Annotated in this window: 13 protein-coding genes; 4 read left to right on the forward strand and 9 right to left on the reverse strand. The window is 64.7% G+C overall.

The features are described 5' to 3' along the window. The first annotated feature begins 303 nt into the window (after positions 1-303). Positions 304-2943 carry an aminopeptidase N gene (gene pepN / locus JWR51_RS18265; protein WP_299750773.1) on the forward strand — a complete coding sequence of 880 codons (2640 nt, stop codon included), beginning with the start codon at positions 304-306 and terminating at the stop codon, positions 2941-2943. 243 nt (positions 2944-3186) lie between these two features. After that, entirely contained in the window at positions 3187-4782 is a 1596-nt protein-coding gene (locus JWR51_RS18270; RefSeq protein ID WP_299750776.1) for a PAS domain-containing sensor histidine kinase, read from the forward strand. A gap of 37 nt (positions 4783-4819) precedes the next feature. On the opposite strand, the gene JWR51_RS18275 is transcribed toward JWR51_RS18270, so the two are convergent. The 8 genes from JWR51_RS18275 to ccmI form a co-directional block, all read right to left on the reverse strand. Further along, entirely contained in the window at positions 4820-7699 is a 2880-nt protein-coding gene (locus JWR51_RS18275) for a bifunctional [glutamine synthetase] adenylyltransferase/[glutamine synthetase]-adenylyl-L-tyrosine phosphorylase (RefSeq protein WP_299750779.1), read from the reverse strand. Between the two features lie 289 nt (positions 7700-7988). Then, positions 7989-9398 (reverse strand): HAMP domain-containing sensor histidine kinase, encoded by a 1410-nt coding sequence (locus tag JWR51_RS18280; RefSeq protein WP_299750782.1) that lies wholly within the window; start codon positions 9396-9398, stop codon positions 7989-7991. A 3-nt stretch (positions 9399-9401) separates the two neighbouring features. After that, positions 9402-10073 carry a response regulator transcription factor gene (locus JWR51_RS18285; RefSeq protein WP_299750784.1) on the reverse strand — a complete coding sequence of 224 codons (672 nt, stop codon included), beginning with the start codon at positions 10071-10073 and terminating at the stop codon, positions 9402-9404. A 96-nt stretch (positions 10074-10169) separates the two neighbouring features. Beyond that, positions 10170-11699, reverse strand: a complete 1530-nt coding sequence (locus JWR51_RS18290) for a Do family serine endopeptidase (protein ID WP_299750787.1) — start codon at positions 11697-11699, stop codon at positions 10170-10172. 219 nt (positions 11700-11918) lie between these two features. Next, positions 11919-12383 carry a cytochrome c-type biogenesis protein gene (locus tag JWR51_RS18295; protein WP_299750790.1) on the reverse strand — a complete coding sequence of 155 codons (465 nt, stop codon included), beginning with the start codon at positions 12381-12383 and terminating at the stop codon, positions 11919-11921. Continuing rightward, positions 12380-14353, reverse strand: coding sequence for a heme lyase CcmF/NrfE family subunit (locus JWR51_RS18300; protein WP_299750793.1), 1974 nt, complete (start codon positions 14351-14353; stop codon positions 12380-12382). The genes JWR51_RS18295 and JWR51_RS18300 overlap by 4 nt, the downstream gene beginning before the upstream one ends. Next, positions 14353-14835, reverse strand: coding sequence for a cytochrome c maturation protein CcmE (gene ccmE / locus JWR51_RS18305; RefSeq protein WP_299750796.1), 483 nt, complete (start codon positions 14833-14835; stop codon positions 14353-14355). The genes JWR51_RS18300 and ccmE overlap by 1 nt, the downstream gene beginning before the upstream one ends. Then, entirely contained in the window at positions 14832-15917 is a 1086-nt protein-coding gene (ccmI, locus tag JWR51_RS18310; RefSeq protein WP_299750798.1) for a c-type cytochrome biogenesis protein CcmI, read from the reverse strand. The genes ccmE and ccmI overlap by 4 nt, the downstream gene beginning before the upstream one ends. Positions 15918-16040: 123 nt before the next feature. On the opposite strand from ccmI, the gene JWR51_RS18315 reads away from it, so the two are divergent. Both JWR51_RS18315 and JWR51_RS18320 read left to right on the forward strand, forming a co-directional pair. Continuing rightward, positions 16041-17123, forward strand: a complete 1083-nt coding sequence (locus JWR51_RS18315; protein ID WP_299750801.1) for a hypothetical protein — start codon at positions 16041-16043, stop codon at positions 17121-17123. Continuing rightward, positions 17120-19168: an FAD-dependent oxidoreductase gene (locus JWR51_RS18320; protein ID WP_299750803.1), complete on the forward strand. Its 2049-nt coding sequence runs from the start codon at positions 17120-17122 to the stop codon at positions 19166-19168. The genes JWR51_RS18315 and JWR51_RS18320 overlap by 4 nt, the downstream gene beginning before the upstream one ends. Here JWR51_RS18320 and JWR51_RS18325 read toward each other — a convergent pair. Beyond that, the gene (locus JWR51_RS18325) at positions 19130-20317 is read right to left on the reverse strand and encodes a hypothetical protein (RefSeq protein ID WP_299750806.1); all 1188 of its coding nucleotides are present in this window, start codon (positions 20315-20317) and stop codon (positions 19130-19132) included. The genes JWR51_RS18320 and JWR51_RS18325 overlap by 39 nt on opposite strands. Between the last annotated feature and the right edge of the window lies 1 nt (position 20318).

A 20318-nucleotide genomic window follows, 5' to 3' on the forward strand; every position in this document is an offset into this window, starting at 1 on the left:
TCCCGCAGGGATCGTTGATATGGCCACAGCTCGTACAACCTCAAGCGTGGCTGAGGTCAAGGACGAATGGACTGATGGCAAAACGACGCCGACGAGAAAATTTTGGGTACCGTTCGATACGCACAATTGCGCAGAGGAGCGGTGTAGCGCCACCCGCAATACCCCCTCCCCAATGCCGTCCCAATTGGCGTAGAAGAATGCTCGCGCGGTCGCTAGCCGCCCAGAGTACACGATTGTGTCGAGTCTGCTGTTGCGGGCTGGCCACAATCGATTTCAAGAGTATCGATTTAAACGGACCAGTTCATGCGCACCGACAGCGAACACACGATCTATCTCAAGGACTACACGCCGAGCCCCTATGCGATCGTCGCCGTCGATCTCGATTTCAGGATTACCGCCGAAAGCACGCGGGTGCGGGCGCTGCTGACGGTGGAGCCGCGCGAGGGGACCGAACCGGGCACGCCGCTGGTGCTGGACGGGAACGAGTTGACGCTGACCTCGGTGGCGATCGACGGGGCGCCGCTGATGGTGTCGTCCTATGCGGCCGATGCCGATAGCCTGACGATCGTGGAACCACCGCTGCGCCGGTTCGTGCTGGAGACTGAGGTTTCGCTAAAGCCCCAGACCAATACGCGGCTGATGGGGCTGTATCGTTCGAGCGGCACCTGGTGCACGCAGTGCGAGCCGGAAGGGTTTCGGCGGATCACCTATTATCTGGACCGGCCGGACAATCTGGCTGTGTTCAAGGTGACGATGACGGCACCGCGCGATATCGCGCCGGTACTGTTGGCGAACGGCAACAAGATCGGCGCCGGGGATGCGGGCGACGGCATGCATTATGCGGTGTGGGAAGACCCGCATCCGAAGCCGGCTTATCTGTTCGCGCTGGTGGCGGGGGATCTGGGCTCGATCACCGACAATTTCACCACCGCGTCGGGCCGCAAGGTCGATCTGGCGATCTATTGCGAGCACGGCAAGGAAGACCAGTGCCATTGGGCGATGGACAGCCTCAAGCGCTCGATGAGCTGGGACGAGCGCCGGTTCGGGCGCGAGTATGATCTCGATATCTTCAACATCGTCGCCGTTTCCGATTTCAACTTCGGCGCGATGGAGAACAAGGGCCTCAATATTTTCAACGACAAGCTGGTATTCGCCAAGCCGGACACGGCGACCGATGGCGACTACGAGAATATCGAGCGCGTCATCGCGCACGAGTATTTCCACAACTGGACCGGCAATCGCATCACCTGCCGCGACTGGTTCCAGCTCTGCCTCAAGGAAGGGCTCACGGTCTATCGCGACCAGGAATTCACCAGCGACGAGCGTTCGCGGGCGGTCAAGCGCATCTCGGACGTGCAGACTTTGCGCAGCGCGCAGTTCCCCGAGGATGGCGGGCCGCTGGCCCACCCTGCCCGGCCGGATCAGTATCGCGAGATCAATAATTTCTACACGGCCACGGTCTACGAAAAGGGCGCCGAAATCGTGCGCATGCTGGCGACGCTGTTGGGCGAAGCGGGCTTCCGCAAGGGCATGGACCTCTATTTCGAGCGCCATGACGGACGGGCGACGACGATCGAGGCGTTCCTCGCAGTGTTCGCCGAAGCCAACCAGATTGACCTCAGCCAGTTCCAGACCTGGTATCTGCAGGCGGGCACGCCCAAGCTGACGGTCAGCGACAGCTATGACGCGGCGGCGCAGACCTATCGGCTCAAACTGGAGCAGAAGACCGAGCCGACGCCGGGCCAACCGACCAAGCAAGCTTTGGTCATGCCGATCAAGTTCGGGCTGATCGGGCCCAATGGCAGCCCGATGGGCTGGAGCAGCGTCAGCGGCAGCGATGTGCGCGACGACATGATCGTGCTGAGCGGCGACAGCGCCGAGATCGTGTTTACCGGGGTGGCCAACAGGCCAGTGCCGTCGCTGCTGCGCGGCTTTTCGGCGCCGGTCAACATGACGACGACGCTGACGCAGGAGAACCGGCTGTTCCTGGCGCGGCACGACAGCGATCCGTTTGGACGCTGGCAGGCGCTGCAGGATGTCAGCATGGCGTTGGCGGTTGGCGCGGTGAATGGCACGCCATGGGCGGACGACGCCGTCACCGCATTGCGCCAGGCGATGGCTGATACGCTGGCCAACGACAATCTGGACGATGCGTTCAAGGCGCTGGCGCTGGTGCTGCCAGGCGAAGCGCTGATCGCCCGCACGATCGGCAAGGATATCGATCCGGCCAAGATCCACGATGTGCGCGACCAGCTCAACCGTGCCGTGTTCGGGCCGCTGACCAGCCAATTGACGGTGGCCTATATCAAGCTGACGAGCGACCTGCCCTATGTGCCCGATGCGGCAAGTTCGGGCCGTCGCGCGCTGCGCAATCGGCTGCTCGGGCTACTGGTTGCCAGCGGTGCGTCGGAAGGGCCGAAGCTGGCGGCGCAGCAATATGAGGCAGCTGCCAACATGACCGACCGATTTGCGGCGCTGGCCGTATCCGGTGCGGCCTGGACGGCAGAAGCGCCGATGTTGTTGGCCGATTTCCGCACCAAGTTCGGCGGCGATCCGCTGGTGCTGGACAAGTGGCTGAGCGTATCGGCCAGCGCGCAGGACGATGGCGTGCTGGAGCGGGTCCGGGCTATCCTGGGCGACCCCAATTTCCCCAAGAACAACCCGAACCGATTGCGGGCGCTGGTGGGGGCGTTTGCGATGAACAATCCGACGCAATTCGCGCGGCCGGACGGCGCGGGATTCCGGTTCGTGGCGGACTTCGTGGCCGATGTGGACACGCGCAATCCGCAGGTCGCAGCGCGGGTGCTGACCGGCTTCCGCATCTGGCCGATGCTCGAACCGGTGCGCCGGGCAGCGGCAAAATCTGCCCTCACCGCGCTGCAGGCCAAGGGCCACTTGAGCCGCAACACGGCGGACATCCTGACCCGTACGCTGGCGGGTTAAATTCCGCCGCAGTAGCAAAATTTTTCTTTTGAGCTAAGTGATTCAAGCGACTCGCGAATTTCGCGGGCCGCCCGGACTGTACGAAAAGCGACTCTGGACAGCGTGGGGTGGCTTGATTCATTGTTTGTTAAGGGCAAATCGGGCGGGCTGATTTCCCTGACATTCATGGAGTTTTGCATGCGGTCGGCGGACTTGTCCGGCGTCGGCGCTGAACGATTCAGCGTTGATGAAGGAGCGGCGAACATGCGCGGAAAACGGGGCAACAACGCCCCGGAACCCAAGCCGGCAATCCGGCAAGGCCTTTCGCCCGTGACGTCCGCCGTCGCCCTGACCGCGATCCTCGCCGCAACACTGTTCGTGATCTCTGACGGCATCCGCACCTTGCAGGATGCGCGCGCAGAATTGTCCAGCATCGGCCGCTCGATCCTCAACGACATTGCCGATCTCTCCCCCGATACGGCGCAAGCTGGCTTGTCCGGCACTGTCAGCCGCTATTCCCTGAACACGCGCGCCAGCTTTCGGGCAGCCAATGCCCCGGTCGATATGGGTCTGGTCAGCCAGGATATTCCGGCCGGAAGTTTCGGCGTACTGTCGCTGGCGCGGGAGCAGACCGAGGCGCTTGCGGGTGTCTGGCAGCGGGGGCTTGGCGCTTATCTGGTCGCTTTCCTGATTATCGGACTGGCCTACTTTCGCGCCAGGACGACGCCGATGCCCAACGCCATGCAGCGGCAGAACTACCAGACCATGGCATCGGCCATTCCCATGGGTGTCGCCTGCTGGACGGCGGCCGGAAGGCTGATCGTCTGCAACGAACAATATCGGGACGGCTTCATGCTGGGCGGCAAGGATTTGGCCTATCATGAGGTGGTCAAGCAATTGATCGCTGGCGGCCATATGAAACTGATCAATGGCGACGACGATAACCGGCTACTGGAACTGCATCGCGAAGACGGCACGTGCCTGTTGATCGATGAGCGGCCGATTGGCGACGGCAGTTTCATGACGCTGGTCAGTGACGTCACGGAGCGCAAGAAGACCGATAGCATGTTGCGGTCGATCCGCGAGGAACAGCGGCTGCTGGCGCGGCGCTATCACGAGGAAAAGCTCAAGGCTGAGGCAGCAAGCGTCGCCAAGACTAATTTCCTGGCGCATCTCAGCCACGATATTCGCACCCCGCTCAACCACATTATCGGCTTTGCCGAGCTGATGCGGCACCAGACTTACGGGCCGCTGGGGGACGCGCGGTATGTCGACTATGTGCAGTCGATCAAGACCAGTGGCGAGCATCTGCTGGCTTCGTTCGCGACCATTCTGGACCTCACTGAACTGGAAAGTGGGCAAAAGGAGTTGCGCGCCGATCCGATAGCGGTGGATGGCCTTGTCGAGGATGTGGCCCAGCGTTTCCGGGGGCAGGCAGCGAGGGCCGGATTGACCCTCGTCATGGGCGGCGCCACCGGGGCGGTATTACAGGGCGACCGGCTGGGACTGCAGCGCATGCTGGGCAATATCGTGGACAATGCAATCCGGTTCACCCCCACAGGCGGCCGCGTGACCATGGCGGCTTATGCGGCGCGGGATGGCCTCGTGATCGAGATTTCCGATACCGGCTTTGGTATGAGCGAGGAACGGCTGGCGACGCTGTCGCACCCCTTCGCGCTGGGCGACGCGACGTTTACGCGCGAGGGCATGGGCCCGGGGCTGGGCATCTCCATTGCCCGCGCGATTGCCGAACTCAGCGGTGGACGCATCGCCATCGATTCCAGCCTGTCGCTGGGGACGACGGTGGCGATTTCCCTGCCGCTGCAGCAGAGCGCAACCACGATGGTGGCGGCGGAGTGACCTTCCTTCACCTCTCCCCCAAAGGGAGAGGTGAAGATCAGAGCGTCCTTGCCTTGGCGTACCAAGTTTCAGCGGCGGCTCGGACTTCCGACTGCATGGACTTCAGGTCGAGTTCCAGCCGTCCGAAATCGGGGTAGTGGGTCAGGCCGGCAAGCAATTCCCTAAAGGCGTCGGTCCAGGCTTCGTCCTTGAAGGGATGGACCAGGGCGCTGCTCATGACTTGCAGGACGGTGGAATAGACATCGTGGATTTCCGCCAGGCGGGCGCCTTCGGGGACGAGGCCGGTTTCGCCTAGCCGTGCGAGGACGCGGGCGGTGAGGGCTTGCGGCAGGCCGATGGCTTCGCCGGCCACGAGTTGGGCCGATTGGGCGATGAATTCGAGGTCGACCAGGCCGCCCTCGGCCAGCTTGAGATCGAAGGGATGCCGGGCTGGGCGTTCGCGGGCCATCAGGGCGCGCATCGAGACCACCTCGGTGATGGTCTTTTCGACATCGCGATGCCGCTGCATGACCTCGGCGATTGCGGCGTCGACCTCGTAGCCAAGCTCGCCATCGGCCATGACGACGCGCGCCCGGCTGAGCGCCAGATGCTCCCAGGTCCAGGCGTTGTCGCGGTGGTAGCTACGGAAGCCCGGTAGGCCGGTGGCGAGCGGGCCGGCATTGCCGGAGGGCCGTAGGCGCATATCGGCCTCGTAGAGCACGCCTTCGGCCGTCGGCGCGGTGATGGCGGCGACAAGGCGCTGCGTGAGGCGCGTGAAATAATGATTGGTGCTGAGGGGCTTGGCGCCATCGGATTCGGCGTCGGGGGCCTCGTAGAGCATGATGAAATCGAGATCGGAGGTGACAGTCATTTCACGACTGGCCATCTTGCCGAAGGCCAGCAGGGCCACCCTGCCCCCAGGAATGTTGCCATGGCGGCGTTCGAACTCGGCGCGCACATTGCCGAACAGGCGCTGCAGCAGCGTTTCGGCCAAAGCGGTGAATTGTTCGCCCGCCATGGTGGCAGTCACGGTGCCCGAGAGCAGGCCGGCGGCGATGAGGAATTTCTGTTCCTGGCCGATGATACGGGCGCGGTCGATGATTTCCTCATAGGAGCGCGCTTCGGCAAGGAAGCTGTCGACCTTGCCGACCAGCACCTCGCGTCGGGTAATGTCGTCGGCGAAAGCGGGATCGATCAGGCCATCCATGACGTGGGCGCGATGGATGACCGACTCGGCCATGCGCGGTGCCGAGGCCAGCAATTGCACCAGCAGGGTGCGCAATTGCGGATGGGTGCGCAGCAGGGCGAAGAGCTGCACGCCGGAGGGGAGGCGCGACAGGAAATTGTCGAAACGGGCCAGTGCCTCGTCGGCATTGCCGGCGGTGCCGAGCGTGGCCAGGAGGGAGGGCAGCAGTTCGGTGAGTTGAGCGCGGGCGGCGGCGGCGCGGGTGGCGGGGTAACCGCCATAGTGCCATTTGCGCACGGTTTCGCTGGCGAGATGGGCATTGGAGAAACCCATGCGGCCGAGGGTTTCCAGCGTCTCCGGGTCGTCGTCGCTGCCGGTGAAGACCAGGTTACCCTCGCCGCTGCCCAGGGATTCGCCTTCGGTGAACAGTTCGGCGTAGTAGCTGGCCACCAGTTCGAGGGCGGCACGGTAGGCGGTTTCGAATTGTTCCAGGTCGGGCTCGCCCATCAGGCGGGCGATGACGGCGACCTCGTCGGGCGTCGAGGGCATGATGTGGGTCTGCTCGTCGCGCAGCATTTGCAGACGGTTTTCAACGGCGCGGAGATACCAGTAGGTTTGCGTGAGTTCGGTGGCGGCCTTGGGGGTGATCCAGTTGGCCTTGGCGAGCGCCGCCAGCGCGTGGGCGGTGGGCTTGACGCGCAGGTCAGGATCGCGGCCGCCGGCGATCAACTGCTGGGTCTGGGTGAAAAACTCGATCTCGCGGATGCCGCCGCGGCCGAGCTTGACGTTGTGGCCTTCGACGCGGATATCGCCGACCTTCTTGGCGATGTTGATTTGGCGTTTCATGGCCTGGATATCGGCGATCATGGCGTAGTCGAGGTGCTTGCGCCAAACGTAGGGCGTCAGCTCCCTGAGGAAGGCGGTGCCCACGGCCTTATCGCCGGCGCAGGCGCGGGCCTTGATCCAGGCGGCGCGCTCCCAGTTCTGGCCGCGGCTTTCGTAATAGGCGAGCGCGGCGTCGAAGGAGAGGGCCAGCGGGGTCGAGCCCGGATCGGGGCGCAGGCGCAGGTCGGTGCGGAAGACGTAGCCGCCGGCGCGGCGTTCCTCCATCAAGCCGACGAGCTTTTGCACCATGCGGGAATAGGTTTTGCCGGCCTCGGAGGGGTCGGCCAGAACGGGCTTTTCGGGATCGTAGAAGGCGACGATGTCGATGTCGGAGGAGTAGTTCAGCTCGCGACCGCCGTGTTTGCCCAAGGCGAAGAGGGCGAGGCCGGAATTGGCGGCGGTCGCTTGTTCGAGCGGGATGGCAAGGAGGCCCTTGGCGTGGGCCTGGCGCATCAGGAAATTCAGAGCCGCGTCGAGGGCGGCGTCACCAAGGTCGGATAGCGCGGCGGTGGATTGCGCGGTGGTCCAGGCGGCGCCGGTTTCGGCGATGGCGGCGAGCAGCGCGGTGCGGCCTTTGGCGAGGCGGAGGATGGGGGAGAGTGTGTCCTCCTCGGGGACACTTTGGCCGGCAGTGGTGACGGTGTCGAGGATGGTGGCGAAGGCGGTGTCAGGGGTGAGCGCGAGGGTGGTCGCGAGCCAGCCGGCATTGGCTTGGGCGAGGTCGAACAGGTAGGGGGCGGATTCGAGGAGTGGGCCGAGGGTGGGAGCTGCCGGGGCGATGGCCTCGCGGTCTTCGGCGGGCAGGCTGGTGAGCCAGGCGTCGAAGAGGGGATGGGGCATGGGCGGCAGTGGCAGGAGCTTGATCATGCAGCAGGGATAGCTTGGCGGACCAGCAGGGGCAAGCGGGCCAAACGTCCCCCACCCCTCCTCCACACAAGGGGGAGGGAGACGATGGAACCGCTTGCCCAGCGCTGGTGGATACGAAGATTGGTGGGGGTCTCCCTTCTCCCCTTGCGGGAGAAGGTGCCCGAAGGGCGGATGAGGGGTGCTTGCTGCCGGGTTTGCGCATAGGCATGCACAGCACCCCTCACCCTGCCCCTCCGCTGGACGCGTCGGGTCTGTCCCTCTCCCGCAAGGGGCGAGGGGAAGAAGGGTGTTAAGCCCCCGGCAAATCCATTACTGCACGCACACCTGGGGCATTGTCTTCAATGGTGAAGGTGCCGCCGTGCAGGCGGGTTACGGCGTCGACCAAAGACAGGCCGAGGCCGGAGCCGGTTTCGGTGCGGCTGGCGTCGAGGCGCACGAAGCGTTCGAGCACGCGCTTGCGGTCTTCGAGGGGAATGCCGGGGCCGTTGTCGGCGACTTCGATGATGACGCGGCCGTCGACTTGGCGCAGACCGACGGCGATGCGGCCGGCGGGACCGGCCAGGGGCTTGGCGTATTTGACGGCGTTTTCGAGCAGGTTGACCATAGCCTGGCCAATCAGTTCGCGATTACCGTGCAGGTGTACATCGGGGGTGATCGCGGTTTCGATGGAGATGCCCTCGTCCTCCGCCACCGGGCCGTAGAGCTCGGCCACGTCGGCGACGACGGCGCTCACATCGACATCGGCGAGGGCGCCGGAAGGCGCTCCGGCCTCGGCGCGGGCGATCATCAGCAGGGCGTTGAAGGTCTGGATCAGGCGGTCGCTCTCGGCGATGGTGGTTTCGAGCGCTTTCTGCCGCGACTGGTCGCTTGCGCCGTCGCGCAAGGCGGCCTCGGCCTGGTTGCGCAGGCGGGTCAGCGGGGTCTTGAGGTCGTGCGCGACATTGTCGGTGACCTCCTTGAGCCCCTGCAGCAGTTGCTCGATGCGGTCGAGCATGGCGTTCAGGTTGGTTGCCAGCCCATCGAATTCGTCATTGCGGCGGGTGATCGGCACGCGCTCGGAGAGATTGCCCGACATGATCTTGGTGGAGGTATCGCGGATGGCATCGATGCGGCGCAACACCCGGCGCGCGGTGATGCCGCCGGCGACAATCGAGAACAGAATGATGCCGATGACGCCGACGAGGAAGCTCTGCACGATGATGGCCGAATAGCCCCGGCGCTCGACCACGTCGCGGCCGACCACCAGCACCATGCCATTATCGAGCTGCACCGAGCGCACCACGGCAAAGCCCGGACGGGGCGGACGGTCGTCGTCCCCACCACCGTCTTCGACGGGATTGGCCGGTTCATAATCGAAACTGTAGACGCCGGGATCGCGTAGGGCCTCGACCGGGATTTGCGTGACATTGCCCAGCAGGTACTGGCCCGCGGCGTCGCCGAGATAGTAGACGCCCGGACCGGGACGACTCGAAAAACGGTCGACGGCGAAGGCTAGCGCGCGGATGCCCTGATTGCTCTCGATGCGCTGCAACTGGCGGATTTCGCGGTCGATGTCGTCGGTCTGCTGGCGCTGGATCTGCACGCTGGACTGCCAGGTGATGAAGGCCAGCAGCAGTATAGCGAACAGCACGAAAATCAGGATGAACGTCGCCGTCAGCCGGACCGTGGAAGTGCGCCAGATTTGGGAAAGGCGATACAAGGCCTACTCGCGGATCATGTAGCCGGCGCCGCGCACGGTGTGCAGCAGCGGGGTGGCATAGCCCTTGTCGATCTTGGAGCGCAGGCGCGACATGTGCACGTCGATGACATTGGTCTGGGGATCGAAATGATAATCCCAGACATTTTCCAGCAACATGGTGCGGGTCACCACCTTGCCGGCATTCTTCATCAGATATTCGAGCAGGCGGAATTCGCGCGGCTGCAGCAACACGGCCTCGCCAGCGCGCTCGACCTTGCGGCTGAGCCGGTCAAGCGACAGGTCGCCCACGTCATAGCTGGTGGCGGCCTCCGAGGGGCTGGAGCGGCGGGCGAGGACTTCGACGCGCGCCAGCAGTTCGGTGAAGGCGTAGGGCTTGGTGAGGTAGTCGTCGCCGCCGGCGCGGAGGCCCGTGACACGGTCGTCGACTTCGCCAAGGGCGGAGAGAATGAGGACGGGGGTCTTGTCGCCTTCGGCGCGCAGGCTTTCGACGATGGAGAGGCCATCACGGCGCGGCAGCATGCGATCGACGATCAGCACGTCATAGTCCATGCCGGAGGCCATGGCGTACCCGGTTTCGCCATCGGCGGCGTGGTGGGTGACGTGGCCGGCCTCGTCGAGCGCCTGGATGAGGTAGCTCGCGGCCTCCCGATCATCTTCGATCAGTAATATTTTCACCGCGGGGCTCCCCTTGAAAGATTGGCTCCGGTGCGGACACCGGAGCCTGTTGAGCTTGAAGGACTGGCCCCGGCGCAAACACCGGAGCCAAGCACATTACTTGCCGTCGCTGAGCGGCAGGCCGATGAAGCGGGCTTCGCCACCACGGCTGGCCTTGACGAGGGCGGTATTGAGCCCTTTCGCCTTGACGGCGGCAAGAGCCGTTTCGAAGTCGTCAACGGTTGAGACCGGCTTGTTGTCAACTTCCAGGATCGCGTCGCCGACAGCAAAGCCCTTTTCAGCGGCTGGGCTGTTCTCGTCGATGTCCTGGATCAACAGGCCACCCGAACCATCGGAGTTCGGCACCAGCGTCAGGCCAACGCTCGAGGGCGCAGGCTTGACCTCGGCGGGAGGCGTCGGCTTGGAAGGCTCGCTCTGGGCGGCGTCTTCCGTCAACGTGCCCAGCTTGACCGAAACCTTGGTCTCGGCCCCATCGCGCCAGATGGTCAGCTCGACGGTGGAGTCCGGGGCCTTACCGGCGATGGTGCGGCTCAGGTCGAGCGCGTCATCGATCGGATCGCCGTCAACGGCGGTCACGATATCACCCGACTTGACGCCGGCCTTGCCGGCCGGGGAGTCTTCGGTGGGTTCGCGAACGATGGCGCCCTTGGCGTGTTCCAGGCCAACGCCATCGGCGATGTCGCGGGTCACGTCCTGGATCGATACGCCCAGATAACCACGGGTGATGGTGCCGCCGGTCTTGAGTTGGTCGACGATGGTCTTGACGGTCGAGGCCGGGATGGCGAAGGCGATACCGACATTGCCACCATTCGGCGAATAGATGGCGGTATTGACGCCAACGACTTCACCCTTGGTGTTGAAGGTCGGGCCGCCCGAATTGCCGGTGTTCACCGCGGCGTCGATCTGCAGGAAATCGCCATAGTTGGAGCCGCCGATATTGCGGCCCTTGGCCGAAATCACGCCGGCCGTCACCGTGCCGCCGAGACCGAACGGATTGCCGACAGCAACCACCCAGTCGCCAACGCGGCTCGGGGTGCTTTCAAACTGGACGAACGGCAGGTCCTTGCCCTCGATCTTGACCACGGCCAGATCGGTGCGAGGATCGGTGCCGATGATCTTGGCGGTCTCTTCATCGCCATTGTCGAACACGACCGTCACCTTGGTGGCGTTTTCGACGACGTGGTTGTTGGTGACGATATAGCCGTCGGCCGAAATCACGAAGCCGGAGCCGGCTGCCATGAACTTGCGCGGGGCCTGCTGTTCCTGCTGATCGCCGCCCTGGCCACCGAACTGGTCACCGAATTGCTGGAAGAAATCGTGGAACGGGTGATCCTTGGGCAGGTCGGGCATATTGAAATTGCCGCCGCGCTGCACGTCCTGCGGACCTTCAGTGGCCTCGACCAGGATCGACACCACGGCAGGCTTGACGGCTTCGACGAGGTCAGCGAACCCGGACTGCGGCTGAGCGGCTTCCGGCACGACGATCTGGGCGGCCTTCTGGACCTGAGCGGTTGCGGGCAGGCCGGTCAGCACGTAGGCGGTGGACACCCCGCCAATGCCCACGATCAGCGCCAGCATGGACGCTCCGAGCCAGCGGCGGGTACGTGAAAGAAGAGTCGGGCGCATGAGAATCGGTCTCCTTGGAAAAGCTCTCAACAGCTTGTGGCTGTAGTTATGAAAGCCCTCGCCTTGCTGCGAGGTTGCGCCGACATTAAAGTTTAGTAAGTCGGAAAGAAGGTGTGGGTCAGGTAGAAGGCCCCCTCACCCTGACCTTCCGCTGAACGCGTCAGGTCTGTCCCTCTCCCACGAGGGGAGAGGGGTGGCCCGAAGGGCGGATGAGGGGGCCTAAGGTCGGTCGCCCCGAAGGGAATCCAGCGCCTTCTGCTCTTCAGCGCTCAACTCGTCCACTGCAACAGGCCTGCGGCGGCGGAGGGCCATGACGAACAGCACTATCAGGCCGATGACCAGCAGGCCTGGGGCGGCGAACCACAGCAGCAGCGTGTGGCCTTCGACGCGGGGGCGCAGCAGGACGAATTCGCCATAGCGGTCGACGAGGAATTGGCGCACCTGATCGTCGGTATCGCCGGCCGTCAGGCGTTCACGGACCAGGACGCGGATGTCCTTGGCGAGGTCGGCGTCACTGTCGTCGATCGACTCGTTCTGGCAGACGAGGCACCGCAGCTCGCCGGAAATATCGCGGGCACGTTGCTCCAGTGCGGGATCGGCCAGCATTTCATCTGGGTTGACGGCCCATGCGACGGGTGCGATCGCCAGTAGAAGGCCAAGCAGGACCGGGCGAAGCCAGCTCATTCGGCAGGCTCCGGCATGGCCTTGACGGCGCGGCGGGGGGCGCCAATGCGCTGGCGGCGATCGGTGAGCGACAGGGCCCCTGCCCCGGCCATCAGCAAGGCGCCGAGCCAGATCAGCGTGATATAGGGCTTGTGCCAGACGCGGACGACATGGGTGTCCTTGAGCGGCTCACCCAGTTGCAGATAGAGCTGCGAGAAGCCGTAGGTGCCGATGGCGGCTTCTGTGGTGGGGATGCCGCTGGCCACATAGGTGCGGCGCTGGGCCACCATGGGGCGCGTGCCGCCGCCCGGCGCGGTAATGGTGAAATCACCCTGATCGGCGATGTAGTTGGGGCCCTGCACTTGCGAGGATTTGTCGAAGGCGATGGTGTAGCCGGACAGCTGTGCGCTTTCGCCCGGATTTAGGGTGGTCACCAGTTCGGTTTCCCATGCGGTCGTCGCCACGATGCCCAACACGGCAATGCCGATGCCGAAATGGGCGATGGCCGTCGAGTAAGTCGAGCGCGGTAGGCCGACCAGGCGGCGCCAGCTTTCCACCAGGGGAATGCGGCCCAGCTTGCTGCGGTCGATCAATTCGGCGACGGCGCCGAAGGCCACCCAGAAACCCAGCAGCAGGCCCAATGGCGCGAGCGAAATCGAGATGCCGCCGAGGGCCGAAATCAGGATGGTGAGGAAAATCGCCAGCGCCGCCGCCCCGATCAGGCGTTGCGCCGCGCCGACGACATCCGCGCGCTTCCAGGCCAGCATCGGCCCGAACGGCAGCACCAGCAGCAGCGGCGCCATGAGCGCGGTGAAGGTCAGATTGAAGAATGGAGCGCCCACCGAGATGGTGGTGCCCGCGATAGCGTCGAGCAGTAGCGGATAGAGCGTGCCGACCAGCACCGCGCCCATCGCCGTGGCGAGGAACAGATTGTTGAGGATCAGCGCGCCCTCGCGGCTGACGGGCGCGAACAGGCCGCCGGTGCGCAGGGCCGAGGCGCGCATGGCGAACAGCACGAAGGCGCCACCGATGATCAGCGCGAGCAAGGCGAGGATGACCAGCCCGCGAGTGGGATCGCTGGCGAAGGTATGGATCGAGGTCAGGATGCCCGAACGCACGAGGAACGTGCCGAGCAGCGACAGCGAAAAGGTGATGATGGACAGGAAAACCGTCCAGATTTTTAGCGCATTGCGCTTTTCCATCACCAGCGCCGAATGCAACAGCGCGGTGCCCGCCAGCCAGGGCATGAAACTGGCGTTTTCTACCGGGTCCCAGAACCACCAGCCGCCCCAACCAAGCTCGTAATAGGCCCAGTAGGAACCCATGGTGATGCCCAGGGTGAGGAACATCCAGCTCAACACGGCCCACGGCCGTACCCAGCGCGCCCAGGCCTGGTCGATGCGGCCGGAAATCAGCGCGCCGATGGCGAAGGAGAAGCAGATCGAAAAGCCCACATAGCCGGCGTAAAGCAGCGGCGGGTGGATGGCGAGGCCGATATCCTGCAGCACCGGATTGAGATCGGCGCCTTCCAGCGGCGGCGGAATCATGCGCACGAATGGATTGGAGGTGAACAGGGTGAAGCCGGAAAAGGCCGCGACCAGCATGCTCTGCGTCGCCAGCACCAGGGTCAGCAGGTCAGGCGGCAGGCGCCGTCCGAAGGCCGCAACCATGGCGCCAAAGGCGACGAGGATCATCACCCAAAGGACCATCGAGCCCTCGTGATTGCCCCAGACGCCGGAAATCTTGAAGATCAGGGGTTTCAGCGAATGGGAATTATTGGCGGCCAGTGCCAGCGAAAAGTCCGACGTCACGAAGGCCTGAATCAGCGCCGCGAAAGCCGCCGCCACCAGCACGAATTGCAACACCGCGCCCTGGCTGAGGAACAGCGAAATACGCTCGCCGGTGCGCCAGAACATGTAGCCGCCAATGGTGGAAATAGTGGCGATGGCAAAGGCCAGGACGAGCGCGAAATGTCCGAGTTCGATCGACATTACTTGGTCACCCCCGCCGTTTCCGGACGCCATTCGCCGCTGGCCTTGAGCGCCTCGACCACTTCCTTCGGGATGTAGTTTTCGTCGTGCTTGGCCAGCACATTGGTGGCGGCGAACTTGCCGTCCGGCGTCATGCTGCCCTCGGCCACCACGCCCTGCCCCTCGCGGAACAGGTCGGGCAGGATGCCCGTATAGGAGGCCGTGAGCTCGGACTTGCCATCGGTGACGACGAACACGTTGCTGTCGCCATTTCGCACCCAGGAGCCGTCCTTTACCAATCCGCCTAGCCGGATCGCCTGGCCGGCAACAACCTCACGCGTCGCCACGTCGGAGGGCGAATAAAAAAACACGATCTGGTCGCGCAAAGCCACCAGCACCAGCGTGGTCGCCAGCGCAACGACGACCGCGAGGCCCGCGATCAGCCCCAGGCGTTTCTGCTTGCGGGTCCAGCCCTTACGGCGAACGGCCGATGGCATGGTCATGGTGTGGCTCCCTTGAGGCCGGCTTCGAGGGCGACAGCATCGAGATCGCCGCGATCGAATGCCTTCGGATAGGCCTTGAGCGCATCGTCATAGGCCGCCTGCGCTTTGGTCAAGTCTTTCAATACCACATAGGCACGCACCAATTGCGTCCATTCCTCGATCGAGCCCCCTTGCGTATCGAGCCGCGCCGCGAGGCCTGAGACCATGCTGGCAATGGCGTCGGAGGTGGGGGTGGGCGTGCCAGCGGGCATGACGCCCTTGTTCACCGCTACGGCCCGGCCTTCGCTGGCCGCGGTGACCCAGGGCTCGTCGCCCTTGGACAGCGCCAAAGCCGCATCCCAGGCTTTGACGGCGTCGTCGTATTGGCCGCTGCGGGTTAGTTCCGCGGCGATGTAGAGCCGGGATAGCACGTGAGTTGGATCGCTCGCGGCCGCGCTTTGCAGCAGGGTCAGGGCCTCGCCGGCGGCGCTGCCATTGGACTGCAGCATCAGGGTTTCGGCCAAGGCTGTCTGGATATCGGCATTGCCGCCGCCCAGTTCGATGATGCGGCGATAGGCGTGTTCGGCTTCGGCATACTTCCCGGTTTGCAGATAGACCGGAGCAATCACCGACCAGCCGCGCAGGTCATTGGGCGTGACCGCGAGTTGCTGCTCGATGCGCGCGATGGCGGCCGGGAGGTCGATATCCTGCGCCGCAGCCTGGGTGCGTCCCGCCAGCGGCTGGCTTGGCAATTCGGGGCTGCCCAGCATCCAATAGGTGACCAGACTCAGCACTGCGACGGCGCCGAGAAAGGCGGCAATGGTGCCGCGGCTGATCTCAGCTTTGGGCTTTGCCTTGGCGTCCACTTCGGCCTGCTGGCGCAGCATTTCGCGCGCCAGTTCGCCCTTGGCGGCGATGGCCTCGGGTTCGCCGAGCTTGCCGTTGGCCAAATCGGCGTCAATCCCAGCCAGCACAAGGCGAAAATGATTGTTGGCGGGCGGTGAATCGGGTCCAGTCGCGTTGACCATGCGACCAGCCGCCGCATAATACAGTGCAGCGCAAGCAATGGCGGTTACGGCGATGGCAATAAACCAGAAAAGCATGGGCCCTGAGATGCTTGACGCCGTCATGCGGCAAGAGAAGCGAGCTATAAGCCAAATGCGGCGAAAAACCACCAAAACACGCAAGGGTGACGCGGACGCATTGCCACAGGCTCGCCAGACGCCATGAGCGAGGCCCCAGCCGACTTTGCCGTGGTTGGCTCAACCCCTTTGGCGCGGCTGGTTGCGGGCCTGTTGGCCGGTGTGCATGGCAAGCGCGTCATCTGGGTCGGCGACAGCCATGCGGCATTTCGCCTGCCGCGCGGGATCGATCTGTCGGTCGGCCCGATGACCCGGCCCGAGTCGTGGGCGCTGCTCAGCCAGGCCGTGCCGGAGACGGTCAAACTGCTGGCCAAGGCAGGTGGCAAGGCCAGCACGATGCGGCTCGATCCGATCTTTTTTGCCGATACGCCTATTGGCCAGCAAGCCATGGCCTTTGTGTGCAGCAGCGCGGCCGGGTTCAGTGCGGCCATCGAGCCGCTGCCCAGCGAGCATTTGGGCAAAGGCCGCGAGGGCATTGTATTGCGCGACGCGCTTTATCTGCAGCGCGACCGGCTGGAGCCGGTGCTGGATCGCTGGCTGGAGGGCCTTGGCGTAACCCGTCTGCCGCTTGTGCAGGTTCGTCTCACCATCGCGCCCAATGGCAGTGCCAGCATGGACCTAGAGGGCAAGGTCACCGAGGCCACCCGCGCCATTTTGGCTGATGATGAGGCCATCCTCGGGCACCTGCCGCCCGAAGCGGTAGCGAGCTTATTTTACCGCCAGGCAATGACCACGATCCTGACCGAGCCAACCTTTCCGCTGGCGGCGCGGGTCATGTTGCAGATCGATGCGGATTTGAGCTTCACACAGGGCAGTCATGGCGGCGTGATTGCCATCGGCGCGGGCGGCCACGATGCCTGCGTCTCCCACATCGGCGTCCTGCTCGGCGCCAATCGCCAGTTGCGCCAGGCCGGCGGCAACAGCCACGATAGCCTGCGCAGCCACGACGGCGCGCCCATTGTCGGCAGCATTAATGGGACTGGCCCCGAACTGCTGGCTGGTCTCGGCGCAACGGGGGCATTCCTCGCGCCGGCGCTGGCCCGCTGGTTCGTGGGCGCCGCGACAACCGACGAGCTAGCCTATTTCGCCGCCAGGATACCGGGCCGGCCAATGGCGCACTCCACCGTTGCCGACTATGCACCACATGCCGCGCTGGCCGCCGCATGAAGGGTCAGCCCAACCGCCTCGGCATCGACAAGCAGCATGGCTTTCATGGCACTGAAATCGATCGCAGCAAGCCGCTGAAATTCCACCTTGATGGCCGCACCATTTCGGGGTTTGCCGGCGACACGGTGCTGAGCGCCGCATTGGCGTCGGGCATCGACATGGTTGGGGAATTTGACGGCCAGCCGATCGGGCTCAGCGGGCGGTTCTCCCCCGCCATGACGCAGAGGCGCGGCAAGGCCGCACAGACCCTGCCCATGCAGCGCACCCCTGCCCTCGACGGGGCGGAATTTCATACCTTCGGGGGCCGGCTCCGCCGATTGCGCCTGCCGGCTTTCGGCAACAAGCGCCGTTCGCTACAGCAAAATCTCGACCGCGCCGCCCTCGCCTCCCCATGGCATGACCAGCAGCCGCATGCATTGATCACTACGGATGTGGTCGTGGTTGGCGGCGGTGTGGCCGGCATGATCGCGGCCCTGGCCGCCGCCCGCACCGGCGCCAGCGTGACCCTGCTGGAGGCCTCGCCGTTGCTGGGCGGGAGCGCCCGCTATTTCGGCTCCCAGGAAGGCGACGAGACCCCCGATCAGACGATCAGCCAACTCAGTGCCGCGATCGCCGTAACCGACGCGATCACCGTGATCCTGCGCGCCCAGGTCCTCGCCGTGCATTCCGGCCGGGTCAGGGCACACCGGGTACTCGTGGACGGCACCACAGTCACCGGTGAAGTCATCGATCTCGCCGCGCCGCGCATCATCCTCGCCACCGGCGCCATCGAGCGATTGCCGGTGTTCCCGGGCAATCGCCAGCCCCGCGTGATGACGACATTGGAGGCCTATCTGCTGGCAGAGCGCTATGGCGTCTGGCTCGGTCGATCGGCCATCCTCGCCACCGTCCACAGCGCGGCCTATCGCCTGCCGATGCTGCTGACCGATGCGGGCGTCGCGACCCAGAAGATCGCCGACTCCCGGACCGATCCGCAATCGCGGTTCATCGAATTTTCCCGCGCCTACGGCATCATGCAGGCCGGTGGCACCATCCCGGCATTGGCTGCGCCCGCCGCCAAGGGCCTTGGTCTCTCGGTCACACTACAGCTGTTCTTCGACGGCTATGCCGCCCATGCCGAAGCGCCGGTCCCCACCGATCTTCTGCTGGTCTGCGGCGGCTGGCAGCCGGATTTGACGCTGTGGCACATGGCGGGCGGCCGCAGCCGCTGGAATGCCGAGCGCCACCGCATCGAACCCATCGGCGCCCTGCCACAGATGGCCCTTGCGGGCAGCGCTGCCGGCCATTTCAGCAAGCATGCCTGCCTGCTGAGCGGTCAGGATGCGGTGGATAAGTTGTTCGGTGCGCCGCGCACCCCGGTGGTCGAACTCACCATCGACCCGGCCTACGAGACCCTCGACGCGCCGACACCCAAGGTGCCGCGCTCCGAAACTACTGAGCAGGTGAGTTATCTGGATGCCGGCCTCAACCTGATTCAGCCGCCCGATCCTCGCCCGTCAACCAAGCGTCCCTGGTGGCCGTTCCGCCGGCCCGAGCCGACGTGGTCGCTCGCCGACCAGCCGCGTTCGCTGGGCATTGTCGATGTTGCGGCGGGCGTGCAACTGGGGGGCATCCCGGTGGAGAGCGCCGGCATCGTGGCGCAGGAGCGCACCGTGGCCAGCGGCGACCTGATTGATGCGGCTCGCTTGGCTCTGCTGCCCGATCTGCGTCCGGCGCCGCCCGCCCCACGGGTGCCAGCTTTTCTCGTCGGCCGCTTCGGCCCCGAGCAACAGGTGTGGATGGTGGCGCCAGCCGAGCCGCGCATCCTGCCGGTCGGCGCGCTGATCTTCGTCAATTCCGATCAGTCCGATTCTCGCCAGGCAATCGGCGCGGTGGTCGGCCACGATGGCGACAGCGCCATCGCGTTGATCGGCAAAGCCTCGCCTCATGCCGGTGAAGGCCTGACCCTGCGCGATCAGGGCCGCTCCATAGCGATCAGGCTGGTCGAGCCGGTCGCCCCGCCGCAATCAAGCCCGACGTTCAGCGGTGTGCCGAGCCCGGCGTAGCGTTTCGGCATATTCGGGGTTGAAGCGGATTTCGGCCATCTTGATCGCCGCATCCAACCGCGTGCCGATCAGCACATCATCCGGATTGAGCTTGAGCAGCTCCAGATTGCGGGTGAGATGCAGTTCCAGCGCCTCGCCCGACTGGCTCCAGGCATGGTCGAACAGGGCATTGACCGCCAGCGAGTCGCGACTGTCGCGCACCGCCGCCAGCAGGTACATGCCGTTCAGCGCCGACAGCAGCCGGTCATGATCCAGCCGGTCCGTGCCCGGCATCTTACGCAACCCCTGGTTCAAATCGGGCACCACCTCCTTGAGGCGTTGCTCGATGCGGTCCGATGTGTGCTTGGTCAGCGCCGCCAGAACCATGGTCCAGCGGCTATTGCGCGCAAATTCGACGTAGCCTGTCAGCGAGCGGATCAGCCTGTGGAACCGGTCCAGCGCCCGGCAGGTCATGTCAACATCGGCGAAGGGGCCGGTCTGCTGCAAGGCATGGAGCTGGTTCTGCGCATGGGCGAGGATCGCGTCCACCAGCGGCGCAAAACCACCGCGCTGAATCGCGGCTTCACTGCCGCCACCCGCTATGCGCAGCGCGGTGGTGACGAGCCTTGTGGGATTGGCGATCTGGCCGATTGCCACATGCATCAGCAATGCAGTGGCGGAAGCATCCTGCAGCGGCATGGCCTGCAGCGCCGTACCGAGCGTATGATCGTTGTCGATGCCATTGGCGGCTTTGCCGAACGCCTCCGCTTTGATCAGCAAGGCACGGCTGTGCAGGGCGTTGATCACGAAAGGCAGGCGCTCCAGCGCCTCGGGACCACCCAATTGGGCCCGCAACCGGCGTCCGGTTTCATAATCCTCGGCCTGTTTCAGGCCATCGCGCATGCGGGTCACCACTTGCGGCATCAGCGCTTCGAGATCGGCTTGGGACATGGTCTCGACTTCGCCGAGCAGGTCCGGACACAGGTCGCGTGCTGCCCAGATCCAGGCGTTCTGCGCATGCTTGCGCAGGATCGAGCCATCGAATGGAAACAGTACCGGATCCTCGACGGTCACCGCCTCGATCAGCCCGAGAAAGGGCTGCGGCGCCGCTGTCGGCTGGCGTTGTTCCAGGGGGGCGCTGGCGGGACTATGGTCGGCAAGTGAGGACATG

The organism is Devosia sp. (assembly GCF_028290625.1).
Taxonomy (GTDB): domain Bacteria; phylum Pseudomonadota; class Alphaproteobacteria; order Rhizobiales; family Devosiaceae; genus Devosia.